Source organism: Roseateles sp. (assembly GCF_039595595.1).
Taxonomy (GTDB): domain Bacteria; phylum Pseudomonadota; class Gammaproteobacteria; order Burkholderiales; family Burkholderiaceae_C; genus Roseateles.
Window position 1 is genome coordinate 458267 of record NZ_JBCNLG010000002.1, and the last position, 23190, is coordinate 481456.

Sequence of the window (23190 nt, forward strand, 5' to 3'; positions counted from 1 at the left end):
GCGATCAGCCCGCGCCGATCGCGCGCCTGATGGCCGTCAGCAGATGCGCGAAACGCGCGTCGTCCAGCCAGGGGCTGTTGCTGATCGAGAAGAGTCGCGCGGCGAGATCGCGCGCTCGCGGAATCTCGCCCGCCGCCATCGCGGGCACTGCCGGCGCATAGCGCGTGTAGTCGGGCAAGGCGTGGACGAAGGGCAGTGCCAGGCCGCTGCCTTCGCCCCATTGCGCGTCGAGCAGCGCGTCCCTCGCCGCGCCGCTGGGCATCAGCGCGAGCAGCACTGGCCAGGTGCCGCGCGGCGCGCCGGCCCCCGCGGCCGTACCGCCTTGCACTGAATCGCGGATCAGCGTCAGGCCGGGGATGGCGTCGAGCAGCTTCAAGCGGCGCTGCGCCTGCGCCTCGGTCGCGGCGAGGAAATCGGGCAGCCGCGCGAGCGCCCGCGCGCCCACACCGCGGCGCCACCGGCCCACCGGATGCAGCGGAATGCTCGCGTCGAAATCATCGCCCGCGGCCTCGATCCAATCGCGCCGCGCGAGCGCCCGCCGCAGCGGCCGCCCATAGACCCAATCCAGCGTCGAAGGCCGGTACAGCGCCGTGTAGGCGAGCAGCTCCAGCGTGCGCCGTCCGTCCCAGAGCCGGTCATGCAGCCAGCCGCCGCGCTGCGCGGCGAGCCGGGTGCCGATCTCGGCATGCAGCTCGGGCCGCCTGGCCACCAGCACGCCGCCTTCGAAGATCGACAGCCCCTTGCCCACGGCCAGGCTGAAGAAGCCCACGTCGCCCTGAAGGCCGACGGTCTGCCCGCCCACGGTCGCGCCGAGCGCCTGGGCCGCGTCCTCGATGACCCAGGCGCCGGCGGCATGCGCGATGCGCCGCGCCGACGGCACGTCGGTGACCCGCCCGGCCAGATGCGTCGGCACGACGGCCAGCGTCCGGCCATCGCAAAGGCGCTCGAGCGCGGCGGGATCCAGGTCGAGCGACGCTGGCAGCAGGTCGCAGGGCAGCAGGCGCAGCCCGCAGTGCGCGACCGCCAGCGCCATCAACGGGCAGGTGTAGGCCGGCACGATCACGCCATCGCGCCCCGGCGAGCGCCGGTGCAGCGCCTCCAGCGTGGCGACGAATGCGGCCGTGCCAGAGCACGCGATCTGCACGGCCTCGACGCCCAGGAAGCGCGCGAGCGCCTCCTCGAAGCCGGGGGCGCCCGGCAGCCAGTCGGCCGCGCGCAGCGGCAACCCGGCCGTCGGCGGCATCGTGCCCGGGAACGGCGGACGGCCGGACCCGGTGGGCCTCAAGCCGGCGCCCCTTCCGGCGCGACCGTCCCGGCGGCCTCTTCGGATTCGCTCATCGCCAGCAGCACGATGCCCAGGATGATCAGCGCCGCGCCGACCAACTGCGGCCAGTGCAGGCGCTCGTCGAAGAGCAGCGCCGACGCCCCCATCACCGTCACGATCTCCAGATGCGAGGCGGCGAAGGCCGGCCCGATCGGCGCATGCTTGAGCAGCGTCATCCACGTGAAGAACGCGCCGACATAACCGGCCAGCGCGCCGAGGATCCAGGGCTCCCCGAGCACGCGCGCGAGCCACGCGGCCGACATCTCCACCGGCAGCGCCTGGTCACCGACGAACTTGAGGCTGAGCTGCGCCACCGTGTCGAAGCTCAGCAGCAGCACGAAGCCCACGAGGTAGAAGCGCCGCATCTCAGCGTCCTCCCAGGCCGACCACGGCCACGCCGATGGACACCAGCGCCACGCCCGCCACGCGCAGCGGGGTCAGGCGTTCATGGAAGAGGACGCGGCCCAGCACCATCACCGCGACGATGTTGATCGAGCCCAGCAGCACGCCATCGGACAGCGGCACCAGCGACAGGAAGGCGATCCAGACCAGGAACTCGGCGACATAGCTGCCGATGCCGACCCAGAGCCAGGGCCGCGAGGCCATCGCGCGCCAGCGCGCCAGGCCGTCCAGCGCATGCGCCCGCGGATCGGCCGCGGCCGCCTTGAAGGCGATCTGGCCGACGCTGTCGAGCACGACGTTGACGGCCCACAGCACCATGACCAGCGGCGTCATGCCGGGCTCCCGGCCGTGCGCGCGCGGGCGCGCTCCGTGTCGGGCCCGGCGGCGGTCTCCGGCGCGGCGGACGCGGCCGGCCTGGCCGGCGCGTGCTGCTGCATGAACTCGACGCAGCGCGCGATCACGGTGCGCCGCTCGCGGTCGATCGTGATCATGTGATAGCAGTCGTCCAGCAGCAGCAGCTCCACCGGCGCGAGGCGCACGCGCTGCTGGATGTCGAGCGCGTTGGACATGCTGGCGATGTCGTCATGGCGCGCGTGCACCACCAGGCAGGGCGAGCGCACGCGATCGAGCCTTCGCCGCACATGGGCCGACAGCCCCTGCAGCTCGGCCACCGACCACCACGGATTGCCGGGCAGGCCCGCCGCCGCGCTGTCGCCGCCATGCATCTGGCCGACGACGCGCTCGCGCAGGCCCTCGTCCTTGATGCCGTAGGGCGGCAGCTCCATGAACTGGCGGTGGCGGCCGATGCCCAGCGAGCGCAGCAGCGGCAGCAGGAAGGACAGCCGCGTGTAGACCGGCATGCTCCAGCCGTCATGACGGAAGGTGGTCGACAGCGCCAGCACGCCGGCGACCTGCGCCGGGCGTTCCTCCGCCAGCGCCAGCGCCAGCACCGAGCCCATCGACAGGCCGCCGACGAAGACCCGGTCCACCTGCGTGCCCAGCCAGTCCAGGCCCTCGCGGGCGCTGCCCAGCCACTCGGCCCAGCTGGAGTTCAGCAGGTCGTCCATGGTCCCGCAGTGGCCGGCCAGCTGGACGGCGAACACGGTGAAGCCGGCGGCGTTCAAGCCGCGCGCCAGGATGCGCATCTCCATCGGCGTGCCGGACAGGCCATGGATCAGCAGCACGCCGGTGCGGGCGTTCGGGCCCTCGCCCGCCATCAGGAATTCATTCGGCGTCATCGCGCGGCCTCCAGGGCCAGGCCCTCGACGGTGGCCGTCAGCAGCGCGGTGGCCTCGTGGAAATCGGTGAAGGCGGCATGCGCGATGCCATTGCGCCGGCAGTGCTCGACCAGGCGGTCCTTGGCGAGCACGAAGTCCGCCTTGCCCGAGACGCAGAAGTCCGAGCTGCCATCGCCCACGAACAGCACCTTGCGGCTGGTCTCGCGCTGCGCGGCGAGCCGGCTGCACTTGCAGTTGGCGCTGGCCTTGGTGCACTGCGGATTGCTCCACGGCGTGTGCAGCCTCCACTGGCGCGGGGCGTCCTGCACCAGGTGGTTGGCGATGACCGGCAGATGGCCCAGGCCATGGCGCGCGAGGATCGCGTGGATCGCCGCGTCCAGGCCGTCGCTGATCACCTGGACCGGGATGCCCATGCGCTGCGCTTCGGCGACGAAGGCCGGAAAGCCCGGATCGATGCGCATGCCGGCGAGCTCGGCCTCGAACTCCTCGCGGCTCATGTCCATCAGCGCGACCTGCCCCTGCATGCAGTCGCGCGAGCCGATGCGGCCTTGCTCCCAGGCCTCTTCCAATTCCTGCCAGCCCGGCCGGCCGAAACGCTGCAGCAGCGTGTCGGTCACGTCGCTCAGGTTGATCGTGCCGTCGAAGTCGCACTGGATGGTCCACTCGCGGCGGGGACCGGCGTCGGGGCGGGTCATCGGGTTCTCGTCGGGCACGGCGCTACTCATGGAAACTCACTCGCACAATCTGGCCCACGCGGGCCTGGGGTTCGGATTCGAATTCGATCACGCACTCGACGGTGCGCACCGGGCCGCGCTGCTGATCGTCCTGCAGCCGGCTGGGCCCGAACAGCGGACTCAGCCGCAGCACGCGCGCGGCGGGGAATGGGGCCGAAGCGGCCTCGCCGTCGCCCTGGACGACGGCGCGCATGCCCGGCCGGATCGAGGGCAGGAAGCTCTCGTTGACCTCGGCGCGCACGATCAGCTTGCGCGACGGCAGCAGCACCATCGCCGGCGTGTCGGCCTGCACCAGCGCGCCCGCATGCGCCGCCACGGACAGCACCAGGCCGTCCTCGGGCGCGCGCAGTACGAGCTGGTCGCGCCGCGCGGCGGCCTGCGCGAGCCGGGCCTTGGCGGTGCCCAGGTCGGCGTCGGCGATCGCCACCTCCGACTGCGCCTGCTCGACCTTCTGCTGCGCCTCGTCGCCGAGCACGCCCTGCGCGGCACCGGCCTGGGCCGCCTTGCGCAGGCGCTCGGCGGCGGCGCGCAGCGCCGGCAGCCGGTCGCGCAGCACCTGCAGGCGCACCTGCGCGGCCTTCAATTCGGCCTCGGCGGCCTGCACGTCCGCATCGGCCAGCCGGGCGTCGAGCATCACCAGCGTCTGGCCGCGCTTGATGCGCTGCCCTTCGCTCACCAGCACCTGCTGCGCGACACCGGACGTGGCCGGCGACAGCCGCAGCAGGCCCCCCTCGACATCGATGCGGCCGCGCGCCATCGCCAGCGCGGGTTTGGCGCCGCTGGCCGGGGCGGCGGCCGAGGGGGCGGCCTGAGCGCTGGACGCGGCCCGGTCGCAGCCGGCCAGCGGCAGCGCGGCCAGCACGCACAGCGCGGCGGCGAGCAGCGGGCTGCGTTCGGGCAACCGGGACCCGGACCGATCAGCGGTCCGGGCGGTGAAGGGGCGGCTCAGGGCTCGCGCGGAAAACGGCATGGGGTCGTCACGGGTTGGAGATCGCGGGAGTCGCGGGAGTCACAGGCAGAGCGGCGGAAACGGCGGCGGAAACGGCGGTGGAAACGGCGGAGGGATGCGCGCAGGCAGACGCGGCCGGGCTGGGCGGCGGTGTGAGCCGCCGATCCGCCAGCAGCGAGCCATCTTCCATTTCGATGACCCGGTCGGCGTGACGCAGCAGCCGCGGATCGTGGCTCACGCACAGCACCGTCGAGCCGTGCGCGCGCGCGATGCGGTGCAGCAGGTCGATGACGACCTGGCCGCTGGCCGCGTCCAGCGCGCTGGTCGGCTCGTCCGCGAACAGCAGCCGCGGCTGCTTGGCCAGTGCGCGCGCGATCGCCACGCGCTGCTTCTCGCCGCCGGACAGTTCGGCCGGCCGCATGCGCAGCCGGTGGCCCATGCCGACCTCCTCGAGCGCTTCCTGCGCGCGCCGCGCGCTTTCGGCGCGATCGATGCCCATGCAGCTCAGCGCCAGCTGGACCTGCTCCAGCGAGGTCAGCGCCGGAAAGAGATTGAAGTTCTGGAACACGAAGGCGCTGGTCTTGAGCCGGAAGCGCTCGCGCTCGCGGCGGCTCAGCGTCGACAGGTCCTCGCCGCAGGCGACGACCGAGCCGCCGTCCGGCGCCTGCAGCCCGGACAGCAGCGCCAGCAGCGTGCTCTTGCCGCAGCCCGACGGCCCGGCCACCAGCGTCAACTCGCCGGGCAGCACCGACACCGACACCTCGCGCAGCACGTCCACGCGCTGCGCGCCGGTCGAAAAGGACTTGCTCAAGGCCCTGGCCTCGATCGTCGGCAAGGCGCCGTGCGGTCCGGCGTCCGGGGTGGTCCAGGAATGGGTGGCGGGCATGGGGCTCTCCTGCGTCGCGGGCGCGGTCATCGCAGCAGCATCGCCGGCTCGATGTCGAGCTGGCGGCGCACGGCCGACACGCTGGAGAGCAGCACCAGCACCGCGACCACGCCCACGCAGGCCAGGCCGACCAGCGGCGTCATCGCCACCGGCACCTGATGGGCGTGGGCCACCACCAGCAGCGCGGTGCCGGCCAGCGCCGCGAGCACCACGCCCACGCCGCCCAGCCAGGCCGCCTGCTCGAGCACCACCCGCACCATCGTGCCGCGGCTCACGCCCATGGCGTTGAGCGTCGCGTACTCGCGCGCCGAGCTGGCGATCGCCGCGCCCAGCGACTGGCCCGTGATCAGCGCGCCGACCGCGCACACGATGATGGACATGAACAGCACCGCCACGCCCGCGCCGGTGTCCACCAGCCAGTAGCGCTGCGTGCGTTCGGCGAAGGCCTGGGCGGTCCAGACCTCGTAGGGACCGAAGCGACTGTCCGGACGGCGCAGCCGGTCGTGGGCGGCCTGGGCCGCGGCCGCATCGGCCGTGCGCGCGAGGTAGTAGGTCGCGCCGTCGTCGACGCCGCGGCCGCCGATCGCGGCTGCCGTGTCCAGCGAGGTCAGGATGTTGACGCCGCCCAGCCCGCGCAGGCCCGCCAGCGTGCCCACCACCCGCACCGGATGGGCGTTGATCCAGGCGCGGCCGCCGGTCTCGACGGCCAGCGTGTCCAGGTCGGCAGGATCGACGATGACGGCGCCGGGCTCGCGCAGGCGTTCACGCAGCGCCGCGGGCAGCAGGCGCGAGAACATCATCGCGTCGCGCTGCGTGGAGATGCCGGAGACGTAGACCGACACGTTGCCGGCAGAGCGCTCGGCGGCCCAGTCGGCGTCGACCCAGAGATAGGGCTCCACGGCGGTGACGGCGGGATCCATGCGCAGCCGCATCGGCAGGTCCGGGCTGACGGCGCGGCCGAAGTTGACGCTCTGCGTGCCCGGATAGCCGACCCACAGGTCGCCCGAGGACGCGGTCACGTACAGCGAGGCGCTGCCGAAGATGCCCAGCACCAGCGCCGCCTGCACCAGCAGCAGCACGCCGGAGAAGCCGATCGAGACGACGACCGGCAGGAAGCGCCGCCATTCGTAGACCAGCGTCTTGCGGGCCAGCGCGATCACGAGCGGCCTCCCGCGCCGCGGCCCGGCATGTCGGGCAGGTCGACCCAGCCCTCCGGCAGCGGCGCCCCGCCGAGCGCCTTGTAGAGCGCGACGAAGGCGGTCGAGCGCGCATGCCGCGCGGCCGCCAGCTCGTTCTGCAATTGCAGCTGCTGACGCTGCAGGTCCAGCCGGTCGAAACGGCTGGACAGGCCCAGCCCCTGCAGCGTGGCCTGCGTGCCCAGGCGGCGCTCGGCGCCACCGCAGGCGGCTTCCAGCGCCGCGACGCGCTCGCTCGTGCGCGCCAGACTGGACAGCGAGACCTCCACCTCGCTCACCCCGTCCAGCACCGCCTTGCGGTAGCCGATCAGCGCGGCGTCGAGTTCATGCTGGTTGGCCTCGACACGCAACTGGCGCGCGCCCCAGTCCCACAGCGGGATGTCGATCACCGGCCCGAGCGCGGGCTCGCTGCCGGAGCTGGTCCGCCGGTTCGACGTGAGGTTGTAGGCGTACAGGAAGGAGCCGCCCAGGTAGAGCCGCGGGTACAGCGCCGAGCGCGCGATGCCCAGATCGGCGGCGGCCTGCAGCACGCCGGCTTCGGCGGTCTGGATGTCGGGGCGGGTGCGCAGCAGGTCCGGCGGCAGTTCGGCCAGGCGCAGCGAGGCCGGGCCGCTGCCGGCCGCGAGCTGCTTCCACGCCGGATCGGGCGACGGCTCGCCCAGCAGCGTCGCGAGCGCGCGCGCGGCGACTTCCTGGGCGTCGCGCATCGACGCCTGCGTCGCGCGGATCTGGGCGGCGCGGATGCCGATCTGCTCAGCCTCATCGGACGTGGACAGCCGCGCCTCCTTGCGCGCCTGGTCCAGCCGCAGCGCGTCCTGCTCCAGCGCCAGCGCCTCGTCCTGCAGGCGCAGCGCATTGGCCTGGACCTGCAGCTCGAGGTAGCGCTGCACCACCTCCGCCACCACCGTGACCCGCAGCGCCTGCCCGCGCACCTGCGCGCTGAACAGGCTGGCCCGCGAGGCCTGGGAAACGCTCTCGGCCTCGCCGAACAGGCCCAGCTCCCAGACCATGTTGAGGCTGGCGTGGACGTAGGTGTCGGTGGCCGAGGTGTCCTGCAGCGTCTTGGCGTTGGCGCTCAGCGTGGGGCGGAAGCGCGTCTGCTCGCCGCCCGCGAGCGCCTGCGCCTGCTTGAAGCGGGCCGCCGCCTGCGCGAGATCGAGGTTGCGCGCCAGCGCCTTGTCCACCAGCGCGTCCAGCACCGGATCGTTGAAGGCCTTCCACCAGCCGCGCAGCGAGACCGCCGGCGCCTGCGCGGCGGCGGGCGCCGTCTGCGCCAGCGCGGCGGCGTTGGACCAGGCCTGGGGCGCCGCGCCGGGCAGCGCCGGCGGCGGCGGGCTGGCGCAGGCGGCCAGCAGCGCCGCCGTCAGGACGGGCAACGCGTTCAGGGCCAAGGGGCGGGACGGGGCAGACATCAGGAAGCGGCGAACCCGGAAGGGCGAACGCGACGACCGGCTCGGGTCGCGTCGCGCGGGATCCGCCTGACGGGGCGGGACGGAAGACGTGGCAAATGGGGGCCGGACACAGCGGGGGCTCATTGCAGGAGGGGCCAGGTTCCCGGCGCCGGCGCAGCGGAGTCTGGTCGGCGACGATGGAGGCCGCGCTGCGAATATATGGAGTTTCGATGGAGAACCGCGCCGCCCATTCCGCGATGCTAGCGGTTCACCATGACAGTCCCCGCCGCCGGCGCGTCCAGGCCCGCGCGGCCAAGGCACAGCACAGCGCGGCCGCCACGCCGGCCAGCAGGCCGGTCAGATGGGCCAGCGGCGCGATCGCGATGTCCCAGCCGTCCCAGGCGCGCAGCGGCGGCCCGGACAGGGGCCGCTCCGCCGCGACCTTCACGGCCAGACCCAGCGCGATGAGCCCGCCGATGACGCGCTCCCGGCCATGCGAGGCCCGCATCCGCATCATCCCGATCGCGGCGACGGCCACGCCCGCGTGCAGCACGCCGGAAGCGCCGCCAAAGCGCGTCAGCGCGGGCTCGATCAACAGTCCGATCTGCGTCAGCGGCCAGGCGAGCAGCCAGGCGGCCGCATCGCGCGCCGTCAGCCGCGCGGCGACGCCCAGCAGCCCCACCACCGCGCAGCCAGCGAGGTTGGCGATCAGGTGCTGCGGACTCCAATGAAGCAGCGCCGCGCTGATCGCGCGCCACGGCTCGCGCGCGAAGAGTTCCGGCTGCCAGGCCATCGCGGCCTGAACCTGGGGCGGCTGGATCCAGGCGGCCATCGCGCCCACCGCCAGCGCCATCGCGACGAGCAGCCACGCGCGGCCCGGCATCGGTCCTCCGCGCCGCTTCAGCCGAAGACGGCGCGCCAGAGCGCCAGCACTGCGTCGCGCTGCGGCGCGAGCGCCTCGGCCGCCTCGCCGTCGAGCGCGGTGGCCTGTTCGTTCAGGCGCGCCCGGTGCTGCACGCGACGCAGCTCGCGGTAGGCATCGGCCGCCTCGCGGCCCACCGGGGACGGCAGCAGTCCGAAGGACTCGGCGCGCTGCAGCAGCGCGATGTTGCCGGCGTTGGCCAGCAGCTCCGGATGCCGCGCCGAATGCGCCAGGATCAGGTATTGCAGCGCGAACTCCGCGTCCACCATGCCGCCCGCGCTGTGCTTGACGTCGAACAGTCCGGCCTTGACCGCGCGCGCGGCGCGCAGCTTCTCGCGCATCGCGACGACCTCGTCGCGCAGCGCGGCCGGATCGCGCGGCGCGGTCAGCACCGCGCGGCGCGTGGCCTCGAAGCGCTCGGCCAGCGACGCGTCGCCAGCGCAGAAGCGCGCCCGCGTGATCGCCTGGTGTTCCCAGGTCCACGCGGTGTTGCTGCCGCGGCCGCCCTGGTAGTTCTCGAACGAGGTGATCGAGGTCACCAGCAGCCCCGAGTTGCCGTTGGGCCGCAGCGCGGTGTCGATGTCGAACAGTTCGCCCGCGGCGGTGCGGAGCGTCAGCCAGGTGATCAGCTTGCGGATGAAGGCGCCGTAGATCTCGGCCGCGTTGTCGTCGTCATCGTCGAACAGGAAGACCAGGTCGAGGTCGCTGCCGTAGCCCAGCTCCTTGCCACCCAGCTTGCCGTAGGCGATCACCGCCAGCCGCGGCGACGGCCGGTGCTTCTGCTTGAGCCGGTCCCAGGCCCAGTCCAGCACGCATTGCACCGTCGCGTCGGCGAGCAGCGACAGCTCGTCCGCCACCTGCTCGACGCTGATCTGCCCTTCCACGTCGCGCACCAGCGTGCGGAAGACCTCGGCGTGATGCGCGCGGCGCACGCTGTCCAGCAGCGCGTCCTCGCTCGCCTCGCCATGCTCGGCCCAGGCGTCGTGGCGCGCCTGCAGGTCCTGGATGAAGGCCGCGCCGTCGAAGCGCTCGTGCAGCAGGCGTGCATCGGCCAGTTCGTCGATGACGCCGGGATGCTGCATCAGGTAGCGCATCGGCCAGCGCGCCAGACCCAGCAGACGCAGCAGCCGGCCCTGCACCGCCGGCCGCTCGACCAGCAGCGCCAGGTAGCTCTCGCGGCGCAGCAGCGGCTCGATCCAGTCGACGAAGCGCTGCGCCGCGTCGAGCGTGCATTCGCCCTGGCGCACCGCCAGCGCCGCGCGGCCGACCAGCTTGGCCAGGCGCAGCCGCGATTCCTCGCGCAGGCCCTGCACCCGCGGCTGCTGCGCCCAGCGCCGCACGTTGGCGGCCAGCTCGGGCTGCAGCTTCTCCAGGAATTCCTCGCTGTCGATCGGCAGCGGCGGACCGCCGCACATGCCGTTGCGGCAACCGCCGCCGCCCGGGGCGACACCGTCATGCAGCAGCGCGTCGAACTCGGTGGCGACCAGCTCGCGCACCTCCATCAGCTTGTCCAGCAGCGGACAGGCGTGGCTGTTGCAGGTCAGGCAGAGGCTGCGCGCGATCCAGCCGATGTCCTCGTCGGCCGCGGGCAGGCAATGGGTCTGCTGATCGTCCAGGTACTGGATGCGGTGCTCGACGCGGCGCAGGAAGTCGTAGCCCTTGGCCAGCGCGGCGGCGGTCTCGGGCTTCATCAGTCCGCGCGCGGCCAGGCGCTGCAGCGCCTTCAGCGTCGAGCGGGTGCGGATCTCGGGGAACTGCCCGCCGCGCACCACCTGCAGCAGCTGGACGATGAACTCGATCTCGCGGATGCCGCCGCGCGAGAGCTTCACGTCGTTGGCGCGCTCGGGCCGGCCGGCGGCGCGGCGCTGCGCCTCGTCGCGGATCTTGCGGTGCAGCTGGCGCAGGCCCTCGAAGACGCCGTAGTCCAGGTAGCGCCGGTAGACGAAGGGCGTCACCAGGCTGCGCAGCTGCATCGCGCGCCCGCTCTTGACACTGGCGCGCGGCGCCACCACGCGGCTCTTGAGCCAGGCGAAGCGTTCCCACTCGCGGCCCTGGACCAGGAAGTACTCCTCCAGCATCGCCATGCTGACGGCCGGCGGGCCGGAATTGCCGTTCGGGCGCAGCGCCAGGTCGACGCGGAACACCTGGCCGTCCTCGGTGACGTCGCCGATCAGCGTCGACAGCCGCCGCGACAGCTGCGCGAAGTACTCGTGCGCGGAGATCTTCTGACGGCCCTCGATCCCGTCGGTCTGGCCGTCTTCCTCGTAGACGTAGATCAGGTCGATGTCGGACGAGACGTTGAGCTCCCGCCCGCCGAGCTTGCCCATGCCCACGACCCAGAAGTCGATGTCCTGGCCGGCCGCGTCGCGTGGCGCGCCGTACTGGGCGTCGAGCTCGGCGCGGCAGTGCGCGACGCCGATGTCCAGCGCCACTTCGGCCAGGTGCGTCATCGCCTGCGTGATGCCGGTCATCGGCGCGCCCTGTTCGACGTCGAGCACCGCCAGCCGCTCGATCACGAGCTGGCGCATCACGCGCAGCGCGGCGGGCAGCGGGCGGCCGTCGCCAACGAGCCGCTCGACCAGCGCGCGCATGACGGCGTCGTCCGGCAGGCCGGGCGCGAGCAAGGGGAGTTCGGCCGCGTAACGGCGGCGGATGCGCTGAACGAAACGGCTGTGGTCCGCGGAGGCGGCGGGCGTCGAAACGCGCGCCGTATCGGGGGTGGCCGGGGCAACTGAATCCATCGGTAAAGAAAGCTCTCGCTGGCTCATGGCCGGGAATGGCTGTGCTAGATTCGACGACCGCCGTCCCCTCTTACATGTCTTCGCCCGCCGTCACCCGTATTGACTCCGGATCCGCGGTCGCGACGCGACGCTGGTGGACACGCTGCGCCCTCTGGCTCGGACTGGCTTCGCTGGGGGTCGTCTCCCTGCTGATCGCGGCCTGGCTGGCATTGCACTGGGCGATTCTGCCCCACATCGACGACTGGCGGCCCGAGCTCGAAAAGCAAGCCACCCGGGCATTGGGGGTACCGGTGCGCATTGGCGCGATCAGCGCCAGATCCTCCGGCTGGACCCCGACGCTGGACCTGCGCGATGTCCGCGTCGTCGACGCCGCCGGCCGCGACGCGCTGCACCTGCCGCGCATCAGCGCCGCGCTGTCGCCGCGCTCGCTGCTGGCCCTGGAGCTGCGCTTCTCCCAACTGCTGCTGGACAGCCCCGAGCTGCTGCTGCGCCGCGACGCGCAGGGCCGGGTCTTCGTCGCCGGCCTCAGCGTCGACGGCCCCTCCGATGCCCAGGCCTCCGAGGCCGCCACCGACTGGTTCTTCGAGCAGCATGAGTTCGCCATCCTGCACGGCCGCATCCGCTGGGTGGACGAGCTGCGCGGGGCGCCGCCGCTGGAGCTGTTCGACCTGAACCTGGTGCTGCGCAACGGCCTGCGCCGCCACCGCCTGCGGCTGGACGCGACGCCGCCGGCCGGCTGGGGCGAGCGCTTCACGCTGCGCGGCGAATTCACGCAATCGCTGCTGGACCGGCCGGGCGCGGTGCAGCGCTGGAGCGGCCAGCTCTTCGGCCACCTGCCGCGCACCGACGTGCGCGAGCTGCGCCGCTACGTGGACCTCCCTTTCGAGCTCAACGAGGGCGACGGCGCGCTGCGCGCCTGGCTGGACCTGGACCACGGCGAACCGCGCAACCTGACGCTGGACATGGGCCTGCGCGCCGTGCGGCTGCGCGTCGCGCCGGGGCTGCCGGAGCTGGAGCTCGCGAAGATCGGCGGCCGGCTGGTGCTGAAGCAGACGCCGCAATCGCTGTCGCTGGAAGCGAAGCAGCTCGGCTTCGAAGCCGGCGACGGACTGGACTGGCCGCGCTCCGATTGGGCGCTGAACGTGAAGCGCGATCCCAAGACCGGCGCCGTGACCGGCGGAGATTTCCAGGCTCAACAGCTCGACCTGGCGCTGGGCGCGCAGATCCTGGCGCGGCTGCCGCTGGCCGAGTCGCAGCGCCAGCTGATCGCCGACATGCAGCCGTCGGGCGCGCTCAATGCCGTGCATCTGAACTGGGACGGCCCGCTCGATGCGCCGCGCGGCTATCGGGCCAAGGGCCAGTTGCAGGGCCTGCGGCTGACGGCCGCCGAGCCGCAGCCGCCCGCCGAGCCGGGCTCCGCGCCGCCGACCGGGCGCCCCGGCGTGCGCGGCGCCGACCTGCAATTCGACGCCAACGAGCAGGGCGGCACCGCCACGCTCGCGATCCATGACGGCGAGCTCACGCTGCCCGGCGTGTTCGAGGAAGCGGCCATGCCGGTGAAGCAGGCGCAGGCCACGCTGCGCTGGCGCGCGCAGCATCCGGTCTTCGGCGCGGGCAAGCGCGCGCCGCCGGCCACGGCGCTGGCGGCGAGCCCGCTGGCGGCGGCGCCGGTGGCCTCGTCCGCCTCGGCGCCCGGCGAGCCGCGCACCCGGTGGACGGTGCAGTTCGACGACGTCCGGATCGTCAACGACGACCTGCGCGCCGAGATCGACGGCTCCTGGCAGAGCGGCGACGGCAAGCGCCCGCACGACTCGGGCCGGCTGGACCTGACCGGGCGCATCGACGAGATCCGCGCGCCGCGCGTGCTGCGCTACCTGCCGGCCTCGATGGGCCAGGACGCGCGACGCTACGTGCGCGACGCGATCCGCGATGGCAGCGTTCACAAGATCCAGGTCCGGTTGCAGGGCGACCTGATCGATTTCCCCTTCGACGCGCCTCGCACGAAGGGCCAGTTCCGCGTCTCCGGCCAGGTGCGCGGTCTGACGCTGGCCTACGTGCCCAGCCATCCGGCCGAGGGCGACCAGCCGGCCTTCCAGTCGCCATGGCCGCAGATGGAGCAGCTCGATGCTGAGTTGATCTTCGACCGCGCGGCGATGAACATCCGCAATGGCAAGGCCAGGCTGATGGGCGTGGACCTGGTCAACGTGCAGGGCGCCATCCCCGACCTCTACCACCACGCGCCGGTGCTGGAGATCGATGGCCAGGCGCGCGGCGCGCTGGCCGACGCGCTGCGCTACGTGAAGAACTCGCCGGTGGCCGGGCTGACCAGTCATGTGCTGGACACGACCACCGCCACCGGCCCGATGGCGTTGAAGCTCAACCTGCGGCTGCCGCTGATGCACATCGACGACACCACGGTGAAAGGTCAGGTCGCGCTGACCGGCAACGACGTGCGCATCCGCCCCGACACGCCACTGCTGGGCCAGGCCCGGGCACGGGTCGATTTCGACCAGAAGGGCCTGCAGATCCGCGGCGGCCAGGCGCGCGTGCTGGGCGGCGACGCCAGCTTCGACGGCGGCAGCCAGCCCGACGGCACGATGCGCTTCAGCGCCCAGGGCACGGTCACCGCCGAGGCGCTGCGCAATGCGCCCGAGATCGGCCTGCAGACGGTCGCCTCGGCGATGTCGGGACAGACCTCGGTGCGCTTCGAACTGGGCGTGCTCAAGGGCGGGCAGACCGAGGTGACGGTGACCAGCCCGATGCAGGGCATCGCGCTGAACCTGCCGGCGCCGATGCACAAGGCGCCGGAGGAAAGCTGGCCGCTGCGCGTCGCCACGCGGGCCACCAGCGCCCCGGCCGGCACGCAGCGCGACGAGCTGCGCGTCGAGGCCGGCCCGGTGCAGGCGCTCTACCAGCGCGACGTCACGCATGAGGCCAAGGTGCTGCGCGGTGCGATCGCGGTGCGCGAAAAGCTGCCCGAACTGCCCGCGCAGGGCGTGATCGCGCGCGCCAGCTTCGACCAGTTCAATGCCGACGCCTGGCAGACCGCGCTGCCCGGCCTCACCGGCGACAAGGACGCCGGCGGCCTCGAAGCGGCGCCGGAGGGCGGCTACTCGCCCTCGCAGTTGACGATCAAGGCGCAGACGCTGCAGGTGTCGGGCCGCACGCTCAACGGCGTCACGGCCGGCGTCTCGCACGACGCGGGCGCGGGCTGGCGGGTGTCGATGGACGCGCAGCAGCTCAGCGGCCTGATCGAGGTCCGCGCCGCCAAACCCAACCTCCCCGGCCGCGTCTACGCGCGGCTGTCGCGGCTGTCGGTGCCGCGCAGCGACGTCGATGGCGTCGAGCAGTTGCTCGACAAGCAGCCGCGCTCGGTGCCGACGCTGGACATCGTCGTCGAGGACTTCGAGCTGCGCGGCAAGCGCCTGGGCCGGCTTGAGATCGACGCGCAGCAGCAGAGCGACGCGCGCGACTGGAAGCTCAACCGCCTGGTGCTCAAGAGCGCGGACGCGACGCTGAGCGCCTCCGGCAAATGGGCGCCGGAGTCCGGCCTGCCGACGCGCCGGACCGAACTGGACTGGAAGCTCGAGGTCGCCGACGGCGGCAAGCTGATGGAGCGCCTGGGCCAGGGCCAGGTGCTGCGCGGCGGCAAGGGCGTGCTGACCGGGCAGGTGGCCTGGAACGGCTCGCCGCTGTCGCCGGATTACGCCAGCATGGGCGGCCAGCTCAATGTCGAGATGGAGTCGGGCCAATTCCTGAAAGCGGAGCCCGGTGTCGGCCGGCTGCTGGGCGTGCTGAGCCTGCAGTCGATCCCGCGGCGCCTGATGCTGGACTTCCGCGATGTGTTCTCGGAGGGCTTCGCCTTCGACAGCGTCACCGGCGACATCCGCATCGCCAAGGGCGTGGCCCGCAGCGACAACCTGCGCATGAAGGGCCTGCAGGCGGCGGTGCTGATGGAAGGCAGCGCCGACCTCGCGGCCGAGACCCAGGACCTGCACGTGCTGGTGCTGCCCGAGATCAATGCCGGCGGCGCCGCGCTCGCCTACGCGGCGGTGAATCCGGCGATCGGGCTGGGCGCCTTCCTCGCGCAGTGGCTGCTGCGCAAGCCGCTGGCGGCGGCCAACACCGAGGAGTTCCGCGTCACCGGCACCTGGTCCGATCCCCGCATCGAGCAACTGCCGCGCCGCGCGCAGCCCCAGGGCAGCTACAACGCGACCGCGCAAGGAGAAGCCGTCCAATGACCAAGTCCAGCAGCTCCAGCACACTCGGCGCGCCAGCCGCGCCGGTCACCGTCGCGGCGGTCCAGATGGTCTCGGGCCCGCGGCTCGAGGACAACCTGGCCCGCGCGCGCCACTGGATCGCCGAGGCGGCGCGCCAGGGCGCGCGGCTCGTCTCGCTGCCCGAGTACTTCTGCCTGATGGGCCACCAGGACACCGACAAGCTGCCCTTCGCGGAGCAGCCTGGCGACCTGGGCGCGCCGATCCAGGGCGCGCTCAGCCGCGCGGCGCAGGAGCACGGCGTGTGGATCCTCGGCGGCACGCTGCCGATGGCGATCGACGGCGCGCCCTCGCCGGCCGAGCGGGTGCGCAATACCACCTGCGTGTTCGCGCCCGATGGCTCGCTGGCGGCGCGCTACGACAAGCTGCACCTGTTCTGCTACGACAACGGCCGCGAGCGCTATGACGAGGCCCGCGTGCTGCAGGCCGGCGAAGCGCCGGTCACGATGGAAGCGGCCATCGCCGGCGGACCGGCGCTGCGCATCGGGCTGTCGATCTGCTACGACCTGCGCTTCCCCGAGCTCTATCGCGCGATGAACTTCGGCGGACCGCGTCCGCTGGACCTGATCAGCGTGCCGGCGGCGTTCACCTTCACGACGGGGCAGGCGCACTGGGAGCTGCTGCTGCGCGCCCGCGCGGTGGAGAACCAGGCCTACGTCATCGCCGCCGCGCAGGGCGGCACGCACGAGAACGGCCGCCGCACCTGGGGCCACAGCATGATCGTCGACCCCTGGGGCGAGGTGCTGGCCTGCGTGCCCGAGGGCGAAGGCGTCGCGGTCGCGCAGCTCGATCCGGCGCGCATCGCGCAGGTGCGGGAGCAGTTGCCGGCGCTGCAGCACCGGCGGCTTTGAGCACGCGGCCGGCGGCGGGGCAGTCCGCGTCGCCGGTCCCGATATCCGGTCCACTTCGGGCGATCGACGCCCGGCTCGCGGAGGCAAGATGCCCGGCATGCTCGACCGCCGTCACGCTCTCACCGCTCCCACCGTCCGATCGCTGGCCGCGCCGCTCGCTGCGGCGTTGTGCGCCTGCGCGCTGATCGCCGGCTGCGGCGCGCCAGCCCGGCCGCTGGAGTCGTCGCTGACCGACATGGACTCGCTGCAGCTGCGCTCGTGGATCAGTCCGCAACTGCGCCGCAACATCGACCTGCTGCCGGTGGCCGGCGGCGAGGAGACCTCGCGCTGGTGGGGCAGCCGCATCAACGCGATGACGCTGAACCAGACGTATCAGGAATCGCTGCGGCGGCTGGGGTTGATGCCGGATGTGCCGGACACCGGGCGCTATCAGCTCAAGGTGGAGCTGCTCGCGCTCGCGCAGCCGAACGTGCCGGTGGCGCCGGAGGTGGCGATCTCGGTCCGCTACACGCTGACGGAACGCGCCGCTGGCGGCGGCCACGTGCTGTATCAGCGCACGCTGCGCACGACGCAGAAGGCGGGGCTGGATGACAGCCTCAGCCCGACCGAGCAATTGCGCATCGCGACGGAATCGGCGCTGCGCAACAACATCGCGGAACTGGTTCGCGAACTGGCGTCGCTGCCGCTGCCGGGGTGATTCCAGCAGCAGCGGACTGCGCAGACCCCTCTCCCCTGCCCTCTCCCCGTTGGGGCGAGGGAGTTCTTGCCGGCGCTGAGCATCCTTCAGAATCAGCGAGCACCACTCGCATGAACTCCCTCGCCCCCTCGGGGGGAGAGGGCAGGGGAGAGGGGGAACGTCGAAGGGCAGCAGCATCGCTACCCGCCCCGGCATATGCATATAAGCATTGAATGCTTGCCAAACTCCGGGTTATCCCTACGATCTCGGGTTTTTCGCCGCCCCGTCTCCCGTGATCGAACTCCAGCACCTGCACAAGTCCTATGACGTCGATGGACGCCGCGTCCCGGCGCTGACCGGCGTGGATCTCCGGATCGAATCAGGCGAGGTGTTCGGCATCATCGGCGCCTCGGGTGCCGGCAAGAGCACGCTGCTGCGCGTGATCAACCTGCTGGAGCGCCCCGACAGCGGCCGTGTCACGGTGAACGGCCAGGATCTGCAGGCGCTGGACGCCGCGGGCCTGCGAGCCGCCCGCCAGAAGATCGCGATGATCTTCCAGCACTTCAACCTGCTGAGCTCGCGCACCGTCGCGCAGAACGTCGCCTGGCCGCTGCGCATCGCCGGCTGGGACGCCGCGCGCATCGCCCCGCGCGTGCATCAGCTGCTCGCGCGCGTCGGCCTCGCCGACCAGGCGGACAAATACCCGGCCCAGCTCTCCGGCGGCCAGAAGCAGCGCGTGGGCATCGCGCGCGCGCTGGCGCTGGACCCGCAGGTGCTGCTCTGCGACGAGGCCACCAGCGCCCTCGATCCCGAGACCACGCGCTCCATCCTCGACCTGCTGGCCGAGCTCAACGACGAACTGGGCCTCAGCATCGTGCTCATCACGCATGAGATGGACGTGGTGCGCCGCGTCTGCGACCGCGTCGCCGTGCTCGAGGGCGGCCGCATCGTCGAGACCGGCCCCGTGGCGCAGGTCTTCCTGCATCCGCGCTCGGACACGGCGCGGCGTTTCGTGCTCGCCGCGGAGCATGTCGACGAAGGCGAGCAGCGCGACGACTACGCCCATGTCGCCGGCAGCCTCTGGCGCCTGACCTTCTACGGCGAACGCACCTACGAGCCGCTGCTCGGCGAGGTCGCCCGCCACGCGAATCTGGATTTCGGCATCCTGGCCGGCCGCATCGACCGCATCAAGCGCGAACCCTACGGACAGTTGACGATCGCGATCAGCGGCGGCGACCGCGCCGCGGCGCGCCAGCTGCTGGCCGACCGCGGCGTGCAGGTCGAGGAGTTGCGCGCATGACTTCGCTCACCAACCCCTCCCTGCTCGACACCCTGCGCGCCATCGACTGGCCCGAGATCGCCACCGCCGGCGGCGACACGCTGCTGATGCTGGGCGGCTCGCTGCTGTTCACCGCGCTGCTGGGCCTGCCGCTGGGCATCGCGCTGTTCCTGTTCGATCGCGGGCGGCTGGTGTCCTCGCCGCGGCTGTACGCGCTGCTGTCCTTCGCCGTGAACGTGCTGCGCTCGCTGCCCTTCGTGATCCTGCTCATCGTGCTGATCCCGTTCACGCTGCTGGTGACCGGCACCTCGCTGGGCGTGGCGGGCGCGATCCCGCCGCTGGTCGTCGGCGCGACGCCCTTCCTGGCGAGACTGGTCGAGACCGCGCTGCGCGGCGTCGACCGCGGCATCGTCGAGGCGGGCCTGGCCATGGGCGCCAGCACGCGCCAGATCGTCTGGCAGGCGCTGCTGCCCGAGGCGCTGCCCGGCATCGTCTCCGCGCTCACCGTCACCGCGATCACGCTTGTCGGCTACACGGCCATGTCCGGCGTCATCGGCGGCGGCGGCCTGGGCGACCTGGCCATCCGCTTCGGCTATCAGCGTTTCCAGACCGAGGTGATGGTCGTCACCGTCGTGCTGCTGCTGGTGCTCGTGCAGTTGCTGCAGATGCTGGGCGACTGGCTGGTCTCGCGCGTCTCGCATCGGTGAGGCCTGCCGGCCTCGCGTCATTCCCCCGCACATTCGATCCATCAGAGGAGTTGGAATCATGAAAAAACTGTTCGCCGCCGCCATCGCGGCCCTGTCGCTGGCCGCCGCCGGCACCGCCTCGGCCGAGAAGCTGAGCGTCGCCGCCACGGCGGTGCCGCACGCGGAGATCCTGAACCTGGTCAAGCCGGAGCTGGCCAAGCAGGGCGTGGAGCTGGAGGTCAAGGTCTTCACCGACTACGTGCAGCCCAACGTGCAGGTTGCCGAGAAGCGCCTGGACGCCAACTTCTTCCAGCACAAGCCGTATCTGAACGAGTTCAACAAGGGCAAGGGCACGCACCTGGTGGCCGTGGCCGCGGTGCACGTGGAGCCCTTCGGCGCCTACTCGGCCAAGCACAAGTCGCTGGCCGCGCTGCCCGAGGGCGGCACCGTCGCGATCCCCAACGATCCGACCAACGGCGGCCGCGCGCTGCTGCTGCTGGACAAGGCCGGCGTGATCCAGCTCAAGGACAAGGCCAACATCCTGTCCACGACCAAGGACATCGCGCAGAACCCGAAGAAGCTGAAGTTCCGCGAGATCGAGGCCGCCACGCTGCCGCGCATCCTGCCGCAGGTCGACCTGGCGCTGATCAACACCAACTACGCGCTGGAAGCCAAGCTGAACCCGTCCAAGGACGCGCTGGCGATCGAGGGCGGCGAGTCGCCCTACGCCAACTGGCTGGTGACCCGCGACGACAACCAGAACGCCCCGGCCGTGAAGAAGCTGGCCGCCGCGCTGCAGTCGGACGCGGTCAAGCGCTTCATCCAGACGCAGTACAAGGGCGCGGTCGTTCCGGCGTTCTGAGCCCGCGGGCCGGCCGGCCTGCCCGGCACTTGATTCACATCGGCAGGATCCCATGTCCGCACGCGCGTGGTGCCCGCCCGGCGATCCGGCAACCGGGGATGGGCGCGACGGCGGCCCCGCGATGGCCTCGACTGGTGGAACTCGCGCGTCAGCGCCGCGCGGTGTCCTCCACCAGCAGGTCGGTACCAAGATAGGTCCAGTACTGGTTGTTCCTCTTGTCCGTGGGGAAATAACCGTACGTGCCCTCGGTGCCTCCTCCGTCCACTGCCGTCAGCCGGAAATACTCGACATCGCCGTTGTGCCGGTTGGGATAGACGTAGACGTCGCCGGTTTGTCCCCTTCTGGTCGCATCGTTCCAGGTGGCAAATGTCGCGAAGAGCGCCTGACGGCTGGGCAGATCCCGACCCAGGTATTCCCAGTCCGCCGTGTCTCTGTTCACCAAGGGAATGTCCGGGATCTGACCATCGACAGGGGCTCGCACGAGCCGGAAGAACTCGATGGCCTTCGTTGATGGATTCTCGAACGGATGGATCGATCCGAGCCGGGGCTGGCGGCCCGCGATCGTCACGGTCATCGGCTCCGGATCGCGCGTCCGGTTGCTCATGCCCGTGGCGCGCGCGCTGTACCGATCCGTTTCATACGGATCGAGCACGTGCCAGGCCAGACGCCATGCGGCATCCCGAGCGCCATGGTCCAGCAAGGTCCGATAGACACGCGGCCACACCGCATCCAGCGGCATCGCCGTCCCGTCATTGCGCAGGATCCCTGTGAGCATCCGGGCATCGTCGCGTCCTTCCGCGAAGATGCCTCCGCCCAGCCACAGCCGCCATGACGGACTCCTTGTGCCATCGCCATCGGCCACTGGAGCGGTCGCGACGGCACGGCTGAGCCCGCGCACGCTCACTGGCCCATCGGTGCGCCGCTGATAGAAGTCGCCCGTGACCCTCGCGGCTCGATGGAGACTGAGGATCCCACCCCGCTTGCGCCATTCCCGCGCGGCGCGGTAGGACGCAATGCGGGCGGGCTCGGAGGACGGGGCGGCATCCCACAGTTTGATCACGGTGACCGGCGACGGAGATCCGCTCGCGTTCCAATGGGGAGTTTCCGCGAGCGCCCGGGCCGGATGTGACCGGTTCGCCCACCCGCCTGGCAGGGGAACGGGGACGTCGACCGCATCCAGCGCCGCCACGCCTGGGCAATCACTGCTCATCAGCAGCACATCGGAGGAGATGAAGGTTCCCCCGCAGTACCGGAAATGTGAGAAAGGCTCCTTCACGCGATAGCTGTCGATCAGCCACTTTGGCGCGCGGTCTCGCGGGACGTCGCTCTCGCTGAATGAGGGGAAAGAAGGAAGGGTCGCCGATGCGGCAAGAGGAAATGCGCAAAGCGCGGTGATGGCGACAAGGGGAAGACGTGGCATCTGAAGTCTCAGCAGCGGACAGAACGGGCGCGGCCAATGACAACCGCAGGACCTGAGTCAACGAACACGGCTTTCGCGCCGGCGCCGGAATAATGCGCGCCCATGGTGCTGAACTTCATCTGGATCGGGTTCTTCCTGATCGGCTTCGCGGTCGCGCTGGCGCGGCTCGTCCAGGGCGACCTGACCATCTTCACGCAGGTGCTGACCGGCATCTTCGACACCGCCAAGACCGGCTTCGACATCTCGCTCGGCCTGGTCGGCGTGATGAGCCTGTGGCTGGGCCTGATGAAGGTCGGCGAGAACGCCGGCGTGATCCAGCTGTTCGCGCGCGCGATGGGACCGTTCTTCGCGCGCATCTTTCCGGAGGTGCCGCGCGGCCATCCGGCCGGCGGCTCGATGGTGATGAACTTCTCGGCCAACATGCTCGGCCTGGACAACGCCGCCACGCCGCTCGGGCTCAAGGCGATGAAGGAGCTGCAGGAGCTGAATCCGCAGAAGGACACCGCGTCCAACGCGATGATCATGTTCCTGGTGCTGAACACCGCCGGCATCACGCTGATCCCGACCTCGGTGATCGCGATCCGACAGGCGATGGCGGTGGACCAGGGTCTGGTCGGATTCAACGCCGCGGACATCTTCCTGCCGACGCTGATCGCCACCTTCATCTCCTTCATGTCGGGGCTGGTGGCAGTGGCCTGGGTGCAGCGGATCAAGCTGCTGAGCGCGCCGGTGCTGGTCTTCGTCGGCGGCTTCATCGCGATCATGGGCGGCGTCTTCACCTGGCTGCACGGCTATCCGCCGGACGTGATGTCGCAGTACATCGGGCTGCTGGGCAGCGGCGTGATCCTGAGCATCATCGTGATGTTCATCGCCGTGGGCGCCTGGCGCCGGATCAACGTCTACGAGGCCTTCGTCGAGGGCGCCAAGGAGGGCTTCGGCGTCGCCGTGCAGATCATTCCCTACCTGATCGCGATCTTGGTGGCGATCTCGGTGTTCCGCACGACGGGCTGCATGGAATTCGTCGTCAAGGGCATCGCCGCCGGCGTCGCCGCACTGGGCCTGCCGACGGACTTCGTGCCGGCGCTGCCGGTGGGGCTGATGAAGACGCTGTCGGGCAGCGGCGCGCGCGGGCTGATGGTGGACGTGCTCAAGACCTATGGCGTGGACAGCTTCGAGGGCAAGCTGGCCGCGATCATCCAGGGCTCGACGGAGACCACCTTCTACGTGCTGGCCGTCTACTTCGGCAGCGTCAACATCAGGAAGACCCGCTACGCGCTGACCTGCGGGCTGCTGGCCGACGCGGTCGGGCTGGTGGGCGCGATCCTGGTCGGGTACTGGTTCTTCAAGTGAGCTGAA

The 23190-nt window shown here is 71.6% G+C and carries 19 protein-coding genes; 7 read left to right on the forward strand and 12 right to left on the reverse strand.

Annotated features, from left to right (window positions below):
* Positions 1 to 4 precede the first annotated feature (4 nt).
* The 11 genes from ABDW61_RS04790 to glnE all read right to left on the reverse strand — a co-directional run bounded on the left by ABDW61_RS04790 (position 5) and on the right by glnE (position 11783).
* Entirely contained in the window at positions 5 to 1243 is a 1239-nt protein-coding gene (locus tag ABDW61_RS04790) for a DegT/DnrJ/EryC1/StrS family aminotransferase (RefSeq protein WP_343636919.1), read from the reverse strand.
* A gap of 38 nt (positions 1244 to 1281) precedes the next feature.
* Positions 1282 to 1689: an EamA family transporter gene (locus ABDW61_RS04795; protein ID WP_343636710.1), complete on the reverse strand. Its 408-nt coding sequence runs from the start codon at positions 1687 to 1689 to the stop codon at positions 1282 to 1284.
* 1 nt (position 1690) lies between these two features.
* Entirely contained in the window at positions 1691 to 2059 is a 369-nt protein-coding gene (locus tag ABDW61_RS04800; RefSeq protein ID WP_343636711.1) for an EamA family transporter, read from the reverse strand.
* Positions 2056 to 2964: an alpha/beta fold hydrolase gene (locus ABDW61_RS04805; protein ID WP_343636713.1), complete on the reverse strand. Its 909-nt coding sequence runs from the start codon at positions 2962 to 2964 to the stop codon at positions 2056 to 2058. Before ABDW61_RS04805 ends, ABDW61_RS04800 begins: the two co-directional genes overlap by 4 nt.
* The gene (locus ABDW61_RS04810; RefSeq protein WP_343636921.1) at positions 2961 to 3659 is read right to left on the reverse strand and encodes an MtnX-like HAD-IB family phosphatase; all 699 of its coding nucleotides are present in this window, start codon (positions 3657 to 3659) and stop codon (positions 2961 to 2963) included. The genes ABDW61_RS04805 and ABDW61_RS04810 overlap by 4 nt, the downstream gene beginning before the upstream one ends.
* Positions 3660 to 3681: 22 nt before the next feature.
* The gene (locus ABDW61_RS04815; RefSeq protein ID WP_343636715.1) at positions 3682 to 4599 is read right to left on the reverse strand and encodes an HlyD family efflux transporter periplasmic adaptor subunit; all 918 of its coding nucleotides are present in this window, start codon (positions 4597 to 4599) and stop codon (positions 3682 to 3684) included.
* A 76-nt stretch (positions 4600 to 4675) separates the two neighbouring features.
* Complete coding sequence (locus ABDW61_RS04820; RefSeq protein WP_343636717.1) at positions 4676 to 5533, reverse strand: ABC transporter ATP-binding protein; 858 nt, start codon at positions 5531 to 5533, stop codon at positions 4676 to 4678.
* A 26-nt stretch (positions 5534 to 5559) separates the two neighbouring features.
* Positions 5560 to 6693: an FtsX-like permease family protein gene (locus ABDW61_RS04825; protein ID WP_343636719.1), complete on the reverse strand. Its 1134-nt coding sequence runs from the start codon at positions 6691 to 6693 to the stop codon at positions 5560 to 5562.
* The gene (locus tag ABDW61_RS04830; RefSeq protein ID WP_343636721.1) at positions 6690 to 8141 is read right to left on the reverse strand and encodes a TolC family protein; all 1452 of its coding nucleotides are present in this window, start codon (positions 8139 to 8141) and stop codon (positions 6690 to 6692) included. Before ABDW61_RS04830 ends, ABDW61_RS04825 begins: the two co-directional genes overlap by 4 nt.
* A 247-nt stretch (positions 8142 to 8388) precedes the next feature.
* Positions 8389 to 9003, reverse strand: coding sequence for a rhomboid family intramembrane serine protease (locus tag ABDW61_RS04835; RefSeq protein ID WP_343636723.1), 615 nt, complete (start codon positions 9001 to 9003; stop codon positions 8389 to 8391).
* A gap of 17 nt (positions 9004 to 9020) precedes the next feature.
* Positions 9021 to 11783, reverse strand: a complete 2763-nt coding sequence (glnE, locus tag ABDW61_RS04840; protein WP_343636725.1) for a bifunctional [glutamate--ammonia ligase]-adenylyl-L-tyrosine phosphorylase/[glutamate--ammonia-ligase] adenylyltransferase — start codon at positions 11781 to 11783, stop codon at positions 9021 to 9023.
* Positions 11784 to 11857: 74 nt separating this feature from the next.
* On the opposite strand from glnE, the gene ABDW61_RS04845 reads away from it, so the two are divergent.
* The 6 genes from ABDW61_RS04845 (at position 11858) to ABDW61_RS04870 (ending at position 20414) form a co-directional block, all read left to right on the forward strand.
* Positions 11858 to 16024, forward strand: a complete 4167-nt coding sequence (locus tag ABDW61_RS04845) for a YhdP family protein (RefSeq protein ID WP_343636727.1) — start codon at positions 11858 to 11860, stop codon at positions 16022 to 16024.
* Positions 16021 to 16911 (forward strand): carbon-nitrogen hydrolase family protein, encoded by an 891-nt coding sequence (locus tag ABDW61_RS04850; protein ID WP_343636729.1) that lies wholly within the window; start codon positions 16021 to 16023, stop codon positions 16909 to 16911. The genes ABDW61_RS04845 and ABDW61_RS04850 overlap by 4 nt, the downstream gene beginning before the upstream one ends.
* A 97-nt stretch (positions 16912 to 17008) precedes the next feature.
* A complete protein-coding gene (locus ABDW61_RS04855; protein ID WP_343636731.1) occupies positions 17009 to 17608 on the forward strand; it encodes a hypothetical protein in 600 nt (199 codons plus the stop codon).
* 271 nt (positions 17609 to 17879) lie between these two features.
* Positions 17880 to 18887 (forward strand): methionine ABC transporter ATP-binding protein, encoded by a 1008-nt coding sequence (locus tag ABDW61_RS04860; protein WP_343636733.1) that lies wholly within the window; start codon positions 17880 to 17882, stop codon positions 18885 to 18887.
* The gene (locus ABDW61_RS04865) at positions 18884 to 19573 is read left to right on the forward strand and encodes a methionine ABC transporter permease (RefSeq protein ID WP_343636735.1); all 690 of its coding nucleotides are present in this window, start codon (positions 18884 to 18886) and stop codon (positions 19571 to 19573) included. The genes ABDW61_RS04860 and ABDW61_RS04865 overlap by 4 nt, the downstream gene beginning before the upstream one ends.
* 58 nt (positions 19574 to 19631) lie before the next feature.
* Positions 19632 to 20414: a MetQ/NlpA family ABC transporter substrate-binding protein gene (locus ABDW61_RS04870; protein WP_343636737.1), complete on the forward strand. Its 783-nt coding sequence runs from the start codon at positions 19632 to 19634 to the stop codon at positions 20412 to 20414.
* A gap of 148 nt (positions 20415 to 20562) precedes the next feature.
* Here the strand turns inward: ABDW61_RS04870 and ABDW61_RS04875 are convergent, their stop codons facing one another.
* Positions 20563 to 21834 carry a hypothetical protein gene (locus ABDW61_RS04875; protein WP_343636739.1) on the reverse strand — a complete coding sequence of 424 codons (1272 nt, stop codon included), beginning with the start codon at positions 21832 to 21834 and terminating at the stop codon, positions 20563 to 20565.
* A 102-nt stretch (positions 21835 to 21936) separates the two neighbouring features.
* Between ABDW61_RS04875 and ABDW61_RS04880 the strand changes: the two genes are divergently transcribed.
* The gene (locus ABDW61_RS04880) at positions 21937 to 23184 is read left to right on the forward strand and encodes a nucleoside recognition domain-containing protein (protein ID WP_343636741.1); all 1248 of its coding nucleotides are present in this window, start codon (positions 21937 to 21939) and stop codon (positions 23182 to 23184) included.
* Positions 23185 to 23190: the final 6 nt, after the last annotated feature.